We start from the raw sequence: 16,277 nt of genomic DNA on the forward strand, positions 1-16,277 counted from the left end.
TCTTACGACCCTGCGGCCCTCGATCACTGCGGACCTCGAAGACCATCACAACCCCTGAAACAGTCAGGTGTTGCAACGATCCCTAGAACCCAAGCGGTAGACAAAGGGCCCCTTCTTAACGCCGGCCCGGCGCGTCGCAATTGCGGCTCGGTGGCGATTCCGGCGACTTGCGTCTTGTCCGAGGGGGAGTCCCGCTGCACGCTGCGCAGTGATGGTCATCGATCGATGGCCGGACCCGCGGTCGCGCCCACCGGTGCGGCCGGCACCCCGATCCGGAGGACCCATGAGACCCCGTACCCCCCGAGCCCCCTGGCTGGCCGCGCTGGCCGCCGCAGCCGTGACGGCCCTGACCGCGTCGGCGGCCGGCGCCGCCCCGGCGGAGCCCGACCTCACGACGGCTGCCGTCGCCGCTCCGGACATCCCGCTCGCGAACGTGAAGACCCACCTGACCCAGTTCCAGTCGATCGCCAACGCGAACGGCGGCAACCGGGCGCACGGCCGGCCGGGCTACCTCGCCTCGGTCAACTACCTGAAGGCGCAGCTCGACGCGGCCGGCTACACCACGACGGTGCAGTCGTTCACCTACAACGGGGCGACCGGGTACAACCTGCTCGCCGAGTGGCCGGCCGGCGACCCGAACTCGGTGGTCATGACCGGGGCCCACCTGGACAGCGTCACCGCCGGACCGGGCATCAACGACAACGGCTCCGGCTCGGCGGCCATCCTCGAGGTGGCGCTCGCCGTGCCCCGCACCGGCTTCGCCCCCGACAAGCGACTGCGGTTCGCCTGGTGGGGCGCGGAGGAACTGGGACTGCGCGGCTCCCGCCACTACGTGAACAACCTGCCGACCGCGGAGCGGGCAAGGATCACGCAGTACCTCAACTTCGACATGGTCGGCTCGCCCAACGCCGGCTACTTCGTCTACGACGGTGACAACTCCGACGGCGTGGGCGCCGGCCCGGGCCCCGCCGGCTCCGCCCAGATCGAGCAGACCATCCAGGCGTACTTCACCTCGATCGGCGTGCCGACCCGCGGCACCGACTTCGACGGTCGCAGCGACTACGGGCCGTTCATCTCGGTCGGCATCCCGGCCGGCGGCACCTTCACCGGCGCCGAGGGCATCAAGTCGAGCACCCACGCGTCCCTCTGGGGCGGTACGGCGGGGCAGGCGTTCGACCCCTGCTACCACCGCTCCTGCGACACCTCCGCCAACATCAACGACACCGCGCTCAACCGCAACGCCGACGCGATCGCGTACACGGTGTGGGCGCTGGCCCAGGCGGCGACCCCGCCCGGCAGCACGGTGTGGAGCGACACCTTCGAGACCGCGACCGGCTGGACCGTGAACCCGACCGGCACGGACACCGCCACGACCGGCGCCTGGGAGCGCGGTGATCCCGCCGCGACCAGCAGCTCCGGGGTGACCACCCAGCTCGGCACCACGGTGAGCGGCAGCTACGACCTGGTCACCGGCGCGGCCGCCGGCAGCAGCGCCGGGACGTACGACCTAGACGGCGGGGTCAGCACCATCCAGTCGCCGACGATCACGTTGCCCTCGACCGGGACGCTGACCCTGTCGTTCTCCTGGTACCTCGCCCACCTGAGCAACGCCAGCAGCGCCGACTACCTGCGGGTCCGGGTCGTCGGCGGCAGCACGGTGACCGCGCTCAACGCGACCGGAGCGGCGAGCAACCGGGCCGCGGCCTGGCAGACCGGCAGCGCGGACATCTCCGCCCTGCGGGGACAGACGGTACGGATCGTCGTCGACGCGGCTGACGCCGGCACCGCGAGCCTGGTCGAGGCGGCGGTCGACGACGTCAGAATCACCCAGAGCTGACATCGAGGCGGGAGGGTGCCCGCGTCGGCGGGGACCCTTCCGGCACTGTCAGCGAACCTTCAGCGGTTACCGATAAAATGGCGGCATGATCGACTCGTCTGCCCAGGAGGGCAGCAGTAGTAGGCCGGGTCATACCCGGCACTCCCTGATCCCGACCCGACCGGGAGCCCTGAGCCACCCGTGTTGATCGTCGTCGGGCTTCTCCTCATCATCGTGCTCACCGTCGCGACCGGTTACTTCGTGGCCCAGGAGTTCGGCTACGTCGCCGTGGACCGCGGCAAGCTCCGGCAGCGCGCCGACGAGGGCGACCGGGCCGCCGCCCGGGCCCTGGAGGTGACCGGCCGGCTGTCGTTCATGCTCTCCGGGGCGCAGCTCGGCATCACCGTCACCGCCCTGCTGGTCGGTTACGTCGCCGAGCCGTACCTGGGCGCGGGCCTGGCCGAGCTGCTCGGCCAGGCCGGCATGTCGACCTCGGTGAGCCTGCCGCTGTCGGTGTTCCTGGCCCTGGTCATCGCCACCGTCGTGCAGATGGTGATCGGTGAGCTGGCCCCGAAGAACCTCGCCATCGCCCGTGCCGAGCCGCTCGCGCGGGCACTCGCCAGCTCCACCCTGATCTACCTGAAGGTGGCCGGCCCACTGATCAAACTCTTCGACCGCTCCGCCGTCCGCCTGCTGCGCCGGCTCGGCATCGAGCCGATCGAGGAGCTGCCCAGCGGCGCGACGCCGGAGGACCTGGAGCAGATCATCGCCGAATCGCGCCAGGAGGGGCGCCTGACCGCGGAGATGTCCACCCTGCTCGACCGCGGGCTGGACTTCCGCCAGCTCACCGCGGGGGAGGCCATGGTTCCCCGGGTCGACGTGCACACCGTACGCGCCCACGAGCCGGTCAGCCGCGTCGTCGAGCTGCTGGAGACCGGCCGCTCCCGTTTCCCCGTCCGGGGCGCCGAGGGCGTCGACGACGTGGTCGGCGTGATCGGCATCGCCGACGTGCTCGGCGTACCGCTCGAACGCCGCGCCACCACCCCGGTCAGCGCGGTGGCCGTGCCGCCGCTGCTGGTGCCGGAGACCCTGCCGCTGCCCACGGTCCTCGACCGGCTCCGGTCCGGCCACCGGCAGCTCGCCTGCGTGGTCGACGAGTACGGCGGTTTTGCCGGCGTGATCACCCTGGAGGACATCGCCGAGGAACTTGTCGGCCCGATTCGCGACGAGGACGACCCGCCGGAGCGGACACCCACGCGGCAGGACGACGGCTCGTGGGTGGTGCCGGCCCGCTGGCGGATCGACGAGGTCGCCGACAGCACCGGCATCTCGCTGCCCGAGGCCCCGGAGTACGACACGCTCTCCGGCCTGGTCATGCGTGAGCTGGGCCGGGTGCCCGAGGTCGGCGACCGGCTGGAGGTCACCCTGCCGGTGGACGGCGACGAGGCCCCGGTCGGCACGAAGGCGCTGGTCGAGGTGCTCGCCGTCGACCGGCACGTCGCCGACTCGGTCCGGCTGCGCCTGCTGGAGCCGGGCGGCCGGCGGGAGGTGACCGCGTGAGCCCGGGCATCGCACTCGGCGCCTCGGTGATCCTGCTGGCGCTGAACGGCTTCTTCGTCGCCGCTGAGTTCGCCCTCGTGGCCAGCAAGCGCTACCGCCTGGAGCAGGCCGCCGCCGGCGGCAGCCGCGCCGCCCGGGCCGCGCTGGACGGCGTACGTGAGCTGTCGCTCATGCTTGCCGGCGCGCAGCTCGGTATCACGCTGTGCACGCTGGGCCTCGGTGCCCTGGCCGAACCGGCGATCGAGCACCTGCTCAGCCCGCTCCTGCACGCCGTCGGCCTGCCTGACGCGGCCAGCCACGCGATCGCGCTGGTGTTCGCCCTGAGCCTGGTGACCTTCCTGCACCTGGTGGTGGGCGAGATGGCGCCGAAGTCGTGGGCGATCACCGACGCCGAGCGGTCCGCCACGCTCCTGGCGCTGCCGTTCCGGGCCTTCGCCTGGGTGGCCCGGCCGGTGCTGTCGGCGTTGAACGCGCTGGCCAACGGCATCCTCCGGCTGGTCAAGGTCAACCCGCAGGATCAGCTGGCCCAGGTGCACGGCCCGGACGAGCTGCGCATCCTGTTGGAGCAGTCCCGCGAGCACGGGACGCTCGGCGCGGAGCAGCACGAGCTGCTGACCAGCATGCTGGAGCTGCAGGGCACGACGGTGGCGCAGATCATGGAGCCGTTCGACCGGATGGTCACCGTACGCCGTGACGACGGCGCGGGTCGGGTGGAGCAGGTCAGCCGCGAGAGCGGACGGTCCCGCCTGGCGGTGCTCGACGAGGTCGGTGACGTCTGCGGCCTGGTGCACGTCCGCGAGGCCGTGCGCGCCACCGCGACCCGTCCGGCGGCGACCGCCGGTGAGCTGATGACCGCCGCGTTCACGCTGCCCGCGTCGGCGACGGTCACCGAGGCGGTGACGGCGATGCGGGCCCGGCAGTCGCAGCTGGCGTTGGTCCGCAACGGCGGCGGGCCGGCCCGACCGATCGGCTTCGTGGCGCTCGAGGACCTTCTGGAGGAGGTCATCGGCGAGTTCGACGACGAGACCGACCCGATTCCGCGGGGGCGACGGTTGCGCTGACCCGGCCCGGGTAAGCGGGGCCGGTGCGGTTGACGGGGGTGTCACCGGAGTCGGGCTGGACGGGGCTGACCGTCCGGACCGCGCTGGCCAACCCGAGCACCCGACCCGGGCTGCGGCTACCGGGCCGGGTCCTGGTCAGCGCCGGGTCGACCGACGTACCGGTGCTGCACGTCCGGCTCGGCCTGGTCACCACGGCCGAGCCGGACGACCCGGACGCGCCCCGCCGCCTCGTGCAGTTCCACCAGGCCCGGGTGGCGGGCGGTTTCGTGCTGCGTGCCGGGCGGGCGCGCAGCATCCCGTTCGAGTTCCCGATGCCCTGGGAGACCCCGGTGACGATCCTCGGTGGGGTGCCGTTGCTCAGCCTCCGGACGGGCCTGCGGACCGAGGTGGCGATCGAGCCGCGGCTCGACCAGGGCGCCATGGTGCCGCTGTTCGTGCACCCGCTGCCCGCCCAGGCGCACATCCTGGCCGCGCTGGACACGCTCGGCTTCAACATGCGGCAGGCCGGGCTGGTCGACGGCCGGCTGCCCGGCGTCGAGCAGGCGCTTCCGCTGCACCAGCGGTTGGGCTACTGGGTCGCGCCGCTGTACGCCGGGCCGATCACCGAACTCGAGGTGACCTTCGTGGCCAACTCGGCCGGGCTCGAAGTGCTCTTCTGGTGCGACCGGCGGCTGGCGCTGGCCGGGATCACCCACCAGAGCATCAGCCGGTTCCGGATCTGGCACGCCGGAGCCGACCGGCGGGACTGGGTGGCGACGGTGGACGGGTGGCTGCGGCACACGATCAACCGGCACGCCGCCGCGGCGGCGCACGCCGACTGGTCGGCCAACATCACCGAGTCCGCCCATGTGAGCCGGCCCCCCGACGAACCCGTCCGCCCCGGCTTCGGCCTGGGCGGCACGGCCGGTGGCGCCGGCGTCGGCGGTGGGGGCGGCGACGGCACCTGACCTGCGCGGGTCAGACGGAGGCGGTGGCCAGCTTCAGGCTGAAACCGAGGAAGAGGGCCCCGACCGTGGTCGTCGCACCGGCGGCGAGACGGCGGCGCCGGCGGAACTGGGCGGCCAGGAACGTCCCCGCAAAGATCAACATCGTCAGGTAGAGCGCGCTTGTCACCTGGGCGAGCAGCCCGAGCAGCAGGAACGACAGCGCCGGCCACGCGTAGCCCGGGTCGACGAACTGGATGAAGAACGAGACGAAGAACAGAATCGCCTTCGGGTTGAGCAGGCTCACCACCAGGGCCTTGCGGAACGGGCTGCGCAGCTGCGCCGGGTCCGCGGCGTCGATGAGCCGCGGCGTCTCGGGGTCGTTGCGCGTGCGCCAGCGGCGCCACGCGCCGCGCAGCATGCTCACACCCACATAGCCCAGGTACGCGGCGCCCGCGTACTTGATCACCAGGAAGAGCGGCGGGTACGCCTTCAGCAGCGACGCCACCCCGGCGGCCGACAGGAACATCAGCACGCCGTCGCCCACGAACACGCCGCCCGCCGCCCGGTATCCCGCCGCCACACCGCGTCGGGCCGCCGTGGAGAGCACGAACAGCGAGTTGGGCCCCGGCAGCAGGATGATGGCCACCGTGCCCAGCAGGTACGTCCAGATGTCGGTGATCCCCAGCACGCCGGACATCATCACGCCGCCGGCACCGCCGACAGAAGCCTTTCCCGCAGGCTGACCTGTGCGTTTGGCCACTCGGAGGCGAGCATCGAGTAGAGCGCCGACTCCCGCCAGGTGCCGTCGGCCCGCCGGCGGTTGGACCGCACGGTGCCCTCCCGCGTGGCGCCGAGGCGCTCGATGGCACGCTGCGACCGCTCGTTGAGCGTGCTCGTCTGCCAGGTGACCCGGACGGCGCCCAGCTCGTCGAACGCCCGGCCGAGCAGCAGCAGCTTCGCCTCGGTGTTGATGCCGGTGCGCCACCAGGGCCGGCCCAACTGGGTGTAGCCGATCTCCACCGTGCGCAGGTCCTCGTCCGGTTGGTAGTAGGACGTGGTGCCGACCACCGCCCCGGTGACCGCGCACCGCTGCACCCACGGCACCCGGAGACCCCGCCGGTGGGCGTCGAGCGCGGACCGCACCTGCGCCGCCACGTCGGCGGCACCTCCCGGCCGGGGACTGCCGACGTGCCGCCACACCTCGGGGTCGTCCAGCGCCGCGAACAGCTCCTCGGCGTGGGCCGGGTCCAGCGGCTCCAGCACCACGTGCTCGCCGCGCAGGACGACCGGCTCCAACCAGGGCGAGGCCACCGTGCGCAGGTACGCCGGGACCGGCGCGGTCACCCCCGCGGCCGGCTCGGGCAGGCCGGCGGTGAGCCGCAGCGGCAGCACGCCCGCCCAGTACGGCAGGTCGAGATCGGCCGCGTCGTCGCGGACGCCGCCGGTGCGGGACCGGACCGACACCTCCCGCAGCGGCAACGCCAGGACGGCGGTCTCGGCCAGCTCACGCCGCGTCGGCGGGCGGCTCTCCGCGCTGCGCCCCCGGCCCACCTTCTCCACCAGCGCGGTGAGCACCCGGGCCTTCTCGTCCGTCCCGGTGACCAGCCGCGCGGTGCCGTGCGCGACCACCGAACGGTAGTTGGCGCTGTGGTGGAACTGGGAGCGGCCGTAAACCAGAGCGTCGAGCAGGGTCACGGCCACGCAGACCGGTAGGCCGTCGCCCCGCGCGGCCAGCAGCGGCCGGCTGCCGGTCGAGCCGTGCAGGTAGAGCGTCTCGCCGATGCGGACGTGCAGGGTGGGCAGGACGCGGGGCTCACCGTCGACGTTGAACGCGAGCGCACAGTCGTACGCCTCGTCGAGCACGGCGTGGGCCGCGTCCCGGTCGTAGCTCATCCGGTCGCGCGAACGGCTGGCCGTGGTACGGGGGGTGGGTGCGTACACGTGACATCCCGCCTATGTACTAGTACGATCCTGGAACTGTGTCAGTACGTTATCAGATCAGCGGGGCGACGTCGGCCACGATTTCGGCAAGCGTCGAATCCGGCATCCGGTCGGGAGCACTGGCCGCCGGGGCGGCGCTGCCGGCGGTCCGTGCGCTCGCCGCCGAGCTGGCGGTCAGCCCGGCGACAGTCGCCCGGGCGTACCAGGAACTGCGCCAGCGGGGCCTCGTCGTCACCGCCGGTCGGCACGGCACCCGGGTCCGTCCCCGCCCGCCGGTGGTGGGCGGCCGGTCGGCCCTGCTGCCGCCGCCCGCGCCGGGAATCCGTGACCTCGCGCTCGGCCAGCCCGACCCCCGCCTGCTGCCACCGCTCGGCCCCCACCTGGCCGCGCTCGCCGACCGGATCGGTCCGCCCACCGGTTACGCCGGCCGGGCCGTCCTGCCCGACCTCGCCGACGTGGCCCGCGAGCGGCTGGCCGCGGACGGGGTGCCGGGCGGCGAACTCACCGTCACCGGCGGTGCGCTCGACGGCATCGAGCGACTGCTCGGCACCCACCTGCGCCCGGGCGACGCGGTGGCGGTCGAGGACCCGGGCTGGGCCAACCTGCTCGACCTGGTCGCCGCGCTCGGGCTGCGCCCGATCGGCGTGCCGGTGGACGACGACGGGCCCACCGAGGACGGTGTCGAGGCTGCCCTTGCCCTCGGCGCGCGGGCGCTTGTCGTCACCAGCCGCGCACAGAACCCGACCGGAGCCGCGGTTTCCGCCGAGCGGGCCGGGCGCCTGCGGGCGCTGCTCGCCGACCGGCCCGACCTGCTGCTGATCGAGGACGACCACGCCGCCGAGCTGGCCCGCGTGCCGCTGCACCCGCTCGCCGGGGCCACCCCGAGCTGGGCCTTCGTCCGCAGTGTCAGCAAGCCGTACGGGCCGGACCTGCGGCTCGCGGTGCTGGTCGGTGACGAGGCGACGGTGGCCCGGGTGGCCGGGCGGATGCGCGCCGGCACCGGGTGGGTGTCCACGGTGCTGCAACGGCTGGTGCTCGGCCTGTGGTCCGATCCGTCCGTCGACGCGCAGGTGCGCCGGGCGGGGGAGAGCTACGAGCGGCGCCGCGCCGGCCTGCTCGCCGAGCTGGCCGCACGCGGTGTGCCGGCCGGCGGTCGCAGCGGCATCAACGTCTGGCTGCCGGTGACCGACGAGACGAGCGTGGTGACCGCGCTGCGCGACGCCGGCTGGGCGGTCGCGCCCGGAGCGCTCTACCGCCTCGGCGCCGGTCCCGCCGTGCGCCTCACGGTCAGCCCGCTCGACGAGGCCGACCTCGCGCCGCTCGCCGAGGCGGTCGCCCAGGCCCTGCACCCCGGCACGCCCGGCCGCTACGCGACATGACCCGTCCGCGCCCGGAACTCCGCGCGTCCGCGCGGTACGCGCGCACTTTCGGGGAAACTGCGACCTCCTGGCAGCCCGAGGCCGCACTTTCCCCGAAGTTGCGCGGAGGGTCAGCGGCGACCCGCCGGCGGCGGTCCGCTGCCGGCGGCCCGCTGGCGGCGACCCGCCGGCGGCGACCCGCCGGGGGACGGCCCGCGGCGCGTCGGGCGGGCGGGGCCGCGTGATCCGGTCGGCACGGGGTAGAACGGTCGTCATGGCCGAGACCGAGACCGCGCCCGGTGCCCAGCAGTTCATCCCGTCCGAGGCCGACACGCTCGACGAGCTGCGTGCCGCCGCCGCCGGCTGTCGCGGCTGCGAGCTGTACCGGGACGCCTCGCAGACGGTCTTCGGGCGGGGCGACGCGAGCGCCCGGGTGGTGTTCGTCGGGGAGCAGCCGGGCGACATGGAGGACCAGAAGGGCCTGCCCTTCGTCGGTCCCGCCGGCCGGCTGCTGCGAAAGGCGGTCGACGACGCCGGGCTCGACCCGGGGCACATCTACCTGACCAACGCGGTCAAGCACTTCCGCTTCGAGCTGCGCGGCAAGCGGCGTATCCATCAGACCCCCGACCGCGTCCACATCACCGCCTGCCGGCCCTGGCTGGTCGCCGAGTTCGCCCAGCTCCGGCCAGAGATCGTCGTGGTGCTCGGCGCGACCGCCGCGAAGGCCCTGCTCGGTCCCGCCTTCCGGGTCACCCGGCAGCGGGGCGAGCTGCTGCCGTGGCCGGCCTCGGCGCAGCACCCGGAGGACTTCCAGCGGGTTCCGGTGGACGCGAAGGGCACGGTCGCCGACGCTCCCGAGGCCCGCCTGCTGGCCACCATCCACCCGTCCGCCGTGCTGCGCGCCGACGACCAGGACAAGGCGTACGACGGGCTGGTCGCGGACCTGGCGGTGGCCGCCCGGGCTCTCGGATGACCGCGTGGGCGGCTGCCGGGGCCGACTGCTGACCGGACCGCCGGCAGGGATCGCAACGGCACTGTCCCATCAGGAGTGCCGGCGGTAGTGACGGGGTACCGGGTCCGCATGTCCAGTGCTCGGTCCGGCCGTAAGCTCTTCCCGATCCGGCTCGGCCAGCCCGGGCGCTACCTGGTGGGCGCGGCGATCGCCACGCTGATCTGGTTTCCGGCCAGGCTGGCGGACCCGGCTGACGAGCCGCTGGCCCGAACCGTCGTCCGCGCCGGAATGTACGGTGCGGGTTGGGGGCTGCTGGTGCCGCTGCTCGAGTACGTCGATCGCCGCCGGCGCAGCGGGACCGACGACCTCCGGCGGGCACGGGAGGCGCTGCGTCGGGGCGTGGTCCCGGCCGCCGCGGCAGATCGGGCCGAACTCGTCGAGCAGGTGCGCATCGCCCGTCGCGGGGCCTGGACGGGGGTCCTGATCGGCGTCCCGCTCTTCGGTGGCCTCGCTCTCCTCGCGCCGGGGGTCGACTACCCGGTGACCGGGATCGGCTTCCTCGTTCTCCTGGCCGTGGTGCTGGCTGTCGCCGTCCGAGCGCTGGTCCGTTGCCGGCGGGCCGATCGTCGTCTCGCCGCCGCCAGGCCCGGTTCCGCAGTGGCGGACGGAGCCTGCGGTTTCCGCCCCGGTGCGGAGCAGGCCCGCCGTGGCCGGTGACCGGACGGGGCCGGCGCGGCTGCGCCGGGTCCCACCGCTGCTGCGGGTGGTGCTCGCCTGGCTGTTGCTGAGCCCGCTCAGCGCCGGGGTCCGGCTGCTGTTCGGCCGGGACGAGTTCCGGGTGGAGTCCGTCCTCGGCGGCGCGCTCGTCGCCCTGGTCTGGCTGCCCGCCTGGTTCCTGGTGCCGTTGTGGCTGGAACCGCGGGTGCAGAAGTGGCACCCGCCGTACGGGGCCGGTCCGGTCCAGGACGCGGCGCGTCGCGAGCGGGAGGAGATCGGCCGGCGGCGGGCGGATGAGCGGGCTCTCGGGCGGGCGTTGCGGACCGGCGAGCCGCCCGGGGCCGAACGGTTGCGTCACGAGCTGCCCGCGTACCTCGCCTGGCGCCGGCGTGGCGCGGCCCTGGCGCTCGCCGTGGGCCTGCCGGTGCTCGCGGCACTGGCCCTGCTTGGCTGGTACGGCGGGTCGCGGTCGTGGTCGGTGGTCTACGGGCTGCTCGCCCTGCCGCTGGCCGTGTGGGCCGGCTGGGTGGTGGTCCAGGCCCGCCGCCTCGAACCACGCCGCTGACCGGGCCGGCGCGGAGCCGGGTGCCGCTGGGCAGCGTCGGTGGGCGGTGCCACACTGGCCGCCATGGAGCAGCAGCTGTACGAGCGGGACCACGAGGAGTTCCGCGACCTGTGCCGGGAGTTCCTGGCCCGCGAGGCGGTCCCCCACCACGAGCGCTGGGAGACCGAGGGCATCGTCGACCGCGAGGTGTGGCGCAAGGCCGGCGCGGCCGGACTGCTCGGCATGGACGTCGACCCGGAGTACGGCGGCGGCGGTCAGCAGGACTTCCGGTTCAACGCGGTGCTGGTCGAGGAGATCGTCGCGGCGGGTTGCTCCGGGCTCGGGTTCGGCCTGCACAACGACGTCGTGGCGCCGTACCTCACCGAGCTGACCACCGAGGACCAGCGCAAGCGGTGGCTGCCGGGCTTCTGCTCCGGCGACCTGGTCACCGCGATCGCGATGAGTGAGCCCGGTGCCGGTTCCGACCTGGCGGGAGTCCGCACCAGCGCGGTGCGTGACGGCGACACGATCGTGCTCAACGGCCAGAAGACGTTCATCACCAACGGCGAGATGGCGGACCTGGTCGTGGTGGTGGCCCGTACCGCCGACCAGGGCGCGCACGGGGTGAGCCTGATCGCCGTGGAGACCGGCACTCCCGGCTTCAGCCGGGGCCGTCGACTGGCCAAGGTCGGTCTCAAGGCCAACGACACGGCGGAGCTGTTCTTCGACGACTGCCGGGTGCCGGCGGAAAACCTGATCGGCACCGAGAACCACGGCTTCTACCACCTGATGGGCAACCTGCCCCGGGAACGTCTCAGCATCGCGGTCGCCGCGGTGGCCGCCGCGGAGAAGCTGCTCGCCCTCACGCTCGACTACGCCCGCAGCCGGGAGGCGTTCGGCCGGCCGATCGGCAAGTTCCAGCACAACCGCTTCCTGTTGGCCGAGCTGGACACCGAGGTGACGATCGCCCGGACCTTCGTCAACCACTGCGTGGCCGAGTTCAACGCCGGGCGCCTGTCGGTGACCGACGCGGCGAAGGCCAAGTGGTGGACCACGGAGCTGCAGAACCGGGTCGCCGACCGTTGCGTGCAGTTGCACGGCGGCTACGGGTTCATGCTGGAGTACCCGGTCGCGAAGGCCTGGCTGGACGGTCGCGTGCAGACGATCTACGGCGGCACCACCGAGATCATGAAGGAGATCATCGGCCGCGGGCTCGGCCTCTAGCGAAACCCGGTGCCGGCGGCCCGGTCCGGTGCGAGAGGATGAGCACTCCTTACCTCGGGGGAGACGGCGATGACCACCGACCTGACCGTGCCGGCCCGAACCGGGCCCGACGTCGCGTCGATCCAGCGGCGCACCCTGCGCCTGCTGTTCGGCACCCAGATCATCGGCGGCATCGGTGTCACCATCGGCATCGCGGTCGGTGCGCTGCTCGCCGCCCGGATCGCCGGCACCGCGGTCGCCGGTCTGGCGCAGAGCGCCGCCGTGGTGGGCGGTGCGTTGCTGGCCGTCCCGGTCACCCGGATCATGAACGGGCACGGCCGCCGGCCCGGGCTTGCCGTCGCCTACCTGGTCGGCGCTGCCGGCGCGGTGCTGGTGGTGCTCGCGACCGTCACCCGTTCCGTTCCGCTGCTCTTCCTCGGCATGCTGCTCTTCGGCGGTGGCACCGCGGCCAACCTGCAGGCGCGCTACGCCGCGGTGGACCTCGCCGAGCCGGCCCGCCGGGGCCGCCAGCTCTCCCTGATCGTCTGGGCGACCACCATCGGCGCGGTGGCCGCGCCGAACTTCGCCGCGCTCGCCGACGAGGTCACCAGCGGTTGGGGACTGCCAACGCTGGCCGGCCCGTTCGCCTTCAGCGCCGCCGCCTTCGTGCTCGCGGCCGGCGTACTCGTCGTGCTGCTGCGGCCGGACCCGCTGCTCACCGCGCGCCGGCTGGCGGCGGCGGACGCTCCCGTCGCGCCTCCCGCGGCGCCGGATGTCACCCCACCGCCGGGCGCGGTCGTGGCTGCGGCGCCGGCGGCCCGGCGGGGCGCCGGGATGCGGGTGGCCTGGCAGGTGGTACGCGGCCGGCCGGCGGCCCGGCTCGGCATCGCCGCGGTGGCGGTGGGCCACGTGGTGATGGTGGCGGTCATGTCGATGACGCCGGTGCGGCTCGGTGAGTCGCACGACGACGCGGCCGTCCTCCGGGTGGTCGGCATCGTGCTGAGCCTGCACATCGCCGGCATGTACGCCCTGTCCCCGCTGGTGGGTTGGCTCACCGACCGGTTCGGCCGGCGTGCGGTGATCCTCGGCGGTGTCGGGCTGCTGCTCGCCGCGTGCGCCGTCGCCGGCACCGCCGGGCACCACACCCCCCGGCTCTCGGTCGGCCTCGTGCTGCTCGGGCTGGGCTGGTCCGGCACGATGGTGGCGGGCTCCACGCTGCTGTCGGAGTCGGTGCCGGCGGCCGTCCGCCCGAGCGTGCAGGGCTTCTCCGACCTGACCATGGGGCTGGCCGGGGCCGGGGCCGCCGCGGTCAGCGGGTTCGTCATGCGGGCCGGGTACCCGGTGCTCACCCTGCTGGCGGCGATCGCGGTGGTGCCGCTGGTGGCGCTGGCGTTGCGTCCGGTGCCCGCCGGGGTGTCCGACGAGCCCACGGGGGTATCCGACGAGCCCGCCGGGGCGTCCGACAAGGAGGAATGAGCAGTGCGGCTGACCGACTTCTGGACGCGGCTGGAGGAGGCTTTCGGGCCGGGGTACGCGGCCAGCATCGCCAGCGACCAGGTCCTCTCCCAACTTGGCGGGCGGACGATCGAGCAGGCCCTCGCCGCGGGTGAGGAGACGCACGTCGTGTGGCGCGCGGTCGTCGCCGCGTATCCCGACCGGGTGCCCGCCCGGCTACGCTGAGCAGCCTTTTCGCCTCGTCCGCGTGTCGCTTGCCCACTCGTACACCTGTTCGGCTATTGTCCACAGCGGGGTGCTCGTCCACAGCTCGCGGCATGGCCGCTGGTTTTCTGTCGGACCCAGCGCCTAGCGTGTCCCGCGTGACGCGAAGCTCAGCAAAGACGCCGGCGAAGGCAGGGGTGGCAACGATGGCGGCAGCGCCTGACCGGGAGAAGGCACTCGACCTTGCTCTCGCTCAGATCGACAAGCAGTTCGGCAAGGGCTCGGTGATGCGGCTCGGCGAGCGCCCGGTCATCCAGACCGCGGTGGTCCCGACCGGCTCCATCGCGCTCGACGTGGCGCTCGGCGTGGGCGGCCTGCCCCGGGGCCGGGTCGTCGAGATCTACGGTCCGGAGTCCAGCGGTAAGACCACGGTGGCGCTGCACGCGGTGGCCAACGCGCAGCGGGCCGGCGGCATCGCCGCGTTCGTCGACGCCGAGCACGCGCTCGACCCGGAGTACGCGAAGGCCCTCGGCGTCGACACCGACGCCCTGCTGGTCTCCCAGCCGGACACCGGCGAGCAGGCGCTGGAGATCGCGGACATGCTGGTCCGCTCCGGCGCGCTCGACATCATCGTCATCGACTCGGTCGCCGCGCTCGTGCCGCGCGCCGAGATCGAGGGCGAGATGGGTGACAGCCACGTGGGTCTGCAGGCCCGGCTGATGAGCCAGGCGCTGCGCAAGATGACCGGTGTGCTCAACCACACCGGCACCACGGCGATCTTCATCAACCAGCTCCGCGAGAAGATCGGCGTCATGTTCGGGTCGCCCGAGACCACGACCGGTGGTCGGGCCCTGAAGTTCTACGCGTCGGTCCGGCTCGACGTGCGTCGTATCGAGAGCCTCAAGGACGGCACCGACGTGGTCGGCAACCGCACCCGGGTCAAGGTCGTGAAGAACAAGGTCGCCGCGCCGTTCAAGCAGGCCGAGTTCGACATCATGTACGGCAAGGGCATCTCCCGCGAGGGCTCGCTGATCGACGTGGGCGTCGAGCAGGCGATCATCCGCAAGTCCGGGGCCTGGTACACGTACGACGGTGACCAGCTCGGCCAGGGCAAGGAGAAGGCCCGCGAGTTCCTCCGGGAGAACCCGGACGTGGCCGCCGAGATCGAGAAGAAGATCCTGGAGAAGCTCGGCGTCGGGATCGGCGCGGGCGACGCCGCCGGTGGCCCAGAGCTGCCGCCGGTCGACTTCTGATCGAAGGCCAGTGGCATCACGACGCGCCCGCACGGGGCGGGGCTGGGACGCCAGCCCGCCCCGCGCGGGTGACGGAGGGCTCCGCCGCGGTCGCCGTGGGCGGTCCGCGGACACCGATACCGATGCCGGGGCCACCCCGCCTCGGGACGAGGCCGAGGTGGCCCGGGAGATCTGTCTGCGCCAGCTCGCCGTCCGCCCGCGTACCCGCGCCGAGCTGGCCGGGGCGCTGGCGAAGCGGGGCATCTCCGAGGAGACCGCCGCGACGGTCCTCGACCGGTACGACGAGGTCGGCATCATCGACGACGCCGCCTTCGCCCGCGCCTGGGTGTCCAGCCGCCACACCGGCCGTGGCCTCGCCCGCCGGGCGCTCGCGACGGAGCTGCGCCAGCGCGGCGTCGACGGCGATGTCGCGAAGGCGGCACTCGGCGAGCTGGACGACGAGACCGAGGCCGAGACCGCCCGGGCGCTGGCGGAGCGGAAGCTGCGTTCCGCCCGGGGCGAGCCGGACGCGGTGTTCCGGCGGTTGGTCGGGATGCTGGCCCGGAAGGGCTACCCACCGGGCGTGGCGATCCGAGCCGTGAAGGACGCGATCGCGGCGCAGAGCGCGGAGGCGGCCGAGTTCGCCGAGCAGATCGACGCCGACGCGCTCGTCGACGCCGAGGCGGATCTCGACCGCCCGTAGAGCTGACCGTCGAGCTGGCCGGAAGGGGGCGGCCGTCGTCGCAGGCTGGCGGCGTTTGTCCCCTGCTGTCCGACCTTCCGATCAGCGGAAAGTTATCTCTCGTGTTCTCTCCGTTCGGGGGGTTTGATCATGGCTTCTTGACCGGACCGCCCCCGGAGACCTAGCCTCGCCATACAGGCTCACATTGCCCGACCAACGCAGGCTAAGCGCACAACATAGATCGCGTAACAGAACAGCATCACTTTGGCCGACCCGTCGGCCGCGGTGTCAGCTCCGGACAGGCCGGTCCGGAGCCGATGCGACAACTGCACCTGGCCGCCGACGATGCCGCCCGGGCGCCGCCGGCGGGGAGGGCTACCCCACGGCCAGCCGCTCCGGTCGGGCGTCCAGAGCCGCAGGAGCGTGCCCACCGGCACGTCCCTGCGGCGCGACGTTCAGGGGAGGCGCGCCATGGCGAGGCTGCAGGGGTCAGCAGGGAGACCGGTATGAGCGGGCGGTCCGGAGCGCCCGGCGTGCGGCCCCCTCGACCGGGCGGCCGGCGCCGCGCGTTCCGCGACCGGGAGATCGCGGAAGGAGACGGCCCCGGCGGGGGCCCACACCTTCCG

Annotated in this window: 15 protein-coding genes; 13 read left to right on the forward strand and 2 right to left on the reverse strand. The window is 73.5% G+C overall.

Going from position 1 to position 16,277, the window contains the following annotated elements; genetic code table 11:
- The first annotated feature begins 283 nt into the window (after nt 1-283).
- From ABTW87_RS07460 to ABTW87_RS07475, 4 genes are all read left to right on the forward strand, one after another.
- Nucleotides 284-1,837: a M20/M25/M40 family metallo-hydrolase gene (locus ABTW87_RS07460; RefSeq protein ID WP_350649478.1), complete on the forward strand. Its 1,554-nt coding sequence runs from the start codon at nt 284-286 to the stop codon at nt 1,835-1,837.
- Between the two features lie 180 nt (nt 1,838-2,017).
- Nucleotides 2,018-3,376, forward strand: a complete 1,359-nt coding sequence (locus ABTW87_RS07465) for a hemolysin family protein (protein ID WP_350649479.1) — start codon at nt 2,018-2,020, stop codon at nt 3,374-3,376.
- On the forward strand, nt 3,373-4,437 hold the full coding sequence (locus ABTW87_RS07470) for a hemolysin family protein (RefSeq protein ID WP_350649481.1): 1,065 nt from the start codon (nt 3,373-3,375) through the stop codon (nt 4,435-4,437). Before ABTW87_RS07465 ends, ABTW87_RS07470 begins: the two co-directional genes overlap by 4 nt.
- A 23-nt stretch (nt 4,438-4,460) precedes the next feature.
- Complete coding sequence (locus tag ABTW87_RS07475) at nt 4,461-5,384, forward strand: sporulation protein (RefSeq protein ID WP_350649483.1); 924 nt, start codon at nt 4,461-4,463, stop codon at nt 5,382-5,384.
- A 10-nt stretch (nt 5,385-5,394) separates the two neighbouring features.
- On the opposite strand, the gene leuE is transcribed toward ABTW87_RS07475, so the two are convergent.
- Together leuE and ABTW87_RS07485 are read right to left on the reverse strand one after the other, a co-directional pair.
- The gene (leuE, locus tag ABTW87_RS07480) at nt 5,395-6,063 is read right to left on the reverse strand and encodes a leucine efflux protein LeuE (RefSeq protein ID WP_350649852.1); all 669 of its coding nucleotides are present in this window, start codon (nt 6,061-6,063) and stop codon (nt 5,395-5,397) included.
- Nucleotides 6,063-7,304, reverse strand: coding sequence for a bifunctional pyridoxamine 5'-phosphate oxidase family protein/GNAT family N-acetyltransferase (locus tag ABTW87_RS07485; protein WP_350649484.1), 1,242 nt, complete (start codon nt 7,302-7,304; stop codon nt 6,063-6,065). Before ABTW87_RS07485 ends, leuE begins: the two co-directional genes overlap by 1 nt.
- 38 nt (nt 7,305-7,342) lie before the next feature.
- Between ABTW87_RS07485 and ABTW87_RS07490 the strand changes: the two genes are divergently transcribed.
- The 9 genes from ABTW87_RS07490 (at nt 7,343) to ABTW87_RS07530 (ending at nt 15,672) form a co-directional block, all read left to right on the forward strand.
- Nucleotides 7,343-8,683 (forward strand): aminotransferase class I/II-fold pyridoxal phosphate-dependent enzyme, encoded by a 1,341-nt coding sequence (locus tag ABTW87_RS07490; protein WP_350649486.1) that lies wholly within the window; start codon nt 7,343-7,345, stop codon nt 8,681-8,683.
- A 253-nt stretch (nt 8,684-8,936) separates the two neighbouring features.
- Nucleotides 8,937-9,635, forward strand: coding sequence for a UdgX family uracil-DNA binding protein (locus ABTW87_RS07495; RefSeq protein ID WP_350649488.1), 699 nt, complete (start codon nt 8,937-8,939; stop codon nt 9,633-9,635).
- Nucleotides 9,636-9,743: 108 nt separating this feature from the next.
- The gene (locus ABTW87_RS07500; RefSeq protein ID WP_350649489.1) at nt 9,744-10,331 is read left to right on the forward strand and encodes a hypothetical protein; all 588 of its coding nucleotides are present in this window, start codon (nt 9,744-9,746) and stop codon (nt 10,329-10,331) included.
- The gene (locus ABTW87_RS07505; RefSeq protein WP_350649491.1) at nt 10,321-10,896 is read left to right on the forward strand and encodes a hypothetical protein; all 576 of its coding nucleotides are present in this window, start codon (nt 10,321-10,323) and stop codon (nt 10,894-10,896) included. Before ABTW87_RS07500 ends, ABTW87_RS07505 begins: the two co-directional genes overlap by 11 nt.
- Nucleotides 10,897-10,959: 63 nt before the next feature.
- Nucleotides 10,960-12,099: an acyl-CoA dehydrogenase family protein gene (locus ABTW87_RS07510; protein WP_350649492.1), complete on the forward strand. Its 1,140-nt coding sequence runs from the start codon at nt 10,960-10,962 to the stop codon at nt 12,097-12,099.
- Between the two features lie 69 nt (nt 12,100-12,168).
- Nucleotides 12,169-13,554 (forward strand): MFS transporter, encoded by a 1,386-nt coding sequence (locus ABTW87_RS07515; protein ID WP_350649493.1) that lies wholly within the window; start codon nt 12,169-12,171, stop codon nt 13,552-13,554.
- 3 nt (nt 13,555-13,557) lie between these two features.
- Nucleotides 13,558-13,758, forward strand: a complete 201-nt coding sequence (locus tag ABTW87_RS07520; RefSeq protein WP_091190932.1) for a DUF3046 domain-containing protein — start codon at nt 13,558-13,560, stop codon at nt 13,756-13,758.
- Between the two features lie 185 nt (nt 13,759-13,943).
- Nucleotides 13,944-14,990: a recombinase RecA gene (gene recA / locus ABTW87_RS07525; RefSeq protein ID WP_350649494.1), complete on the forward strand. Its 1,047-nt coding sequence runs from the start codon at nt 13,944-13,946 to the stop codon at nt 14,988-14,990.
- 10 nt (nt 14,991-15,000) lie between these two features.
- Nucleotides 15,001-15,672 carry a regulatory protein RecX gene (locus ABTW87_RS07530; protein ID WP_350649496.1) on the forward strand — a complete coding sequence of 224 codons (672 nt, stop codon included), beginning with the start codon at nt 15,001-15,003 and terminating at the stop codon, nt 15,670-15,672.
- Nucleotides 15,673-16,277 lie beyond the last annotated feature (605 nt).

Origin of the sequence: Micromonospora sp. NPDC126480 (assembly GCF_040302465.1) — a bacterium.
GTDB lineage: Bacteria > Actinomycetota > Actinomycetes > Mycobacteriales > Micromonosporaceae > Micromonospora.

What these genes read in the sequence shown, in the direction of transcription:
- ABTW87_RS07460 (WP_350649478.1), top strand. Translation starts at nt 284, where the DNA reads ATGAGACCCCGTACCCCCCGAGCCCCCTGGCTGGCCGCGCTGGCCGCC.
- leuE (WP_350649852.1), bottom strand. Translation starts at nt 6,063, where the DNA reads ATGATGTCCGGCGTGCTGGGGATCACCGACATCTGGACGTACCTGCTG.
- ABTW87_RS07495 (WP_350649488.1), top strand. Translation starts at nt 8,937, where the DNA reads ATGGCCGAGACCGAGACCGCGCCCGGTGCCCAGCAGTTCATCCCGTCC.
- ABTW87_RS07500 (WP_350649489.1), top strand. Translation starts at nt 9,744, where the DNA reads ATGTCCAGTGCTCGGTCCGGCCGTAAGCTCTTCCCGATCCGGCTCGGC.
- ABTW87_RS07510 (WP_350649492.1), top strand. Translation starts at nt 10,960, where the DNA reads ATGGAGCAGCAGCTGTACGAGCGGGACCACGAGGAGTTCCGCGACCTG.
- ABTW87_RS07515 (WP_350649493.1), top strand. Translation starts at nt 12,169, where the DNA reads ATGACCACCGACCTGACCGTGCCGGCCCGAACCGGGCCCGACGTCGCG.
- recA (WP_350649494.1), top strand. Translation starts at nt 13,944, where the DNA reads ATGGCGGCAGCGCCTGACCGGGAGAAGGCACTCGACCTTGCTCTCGCT.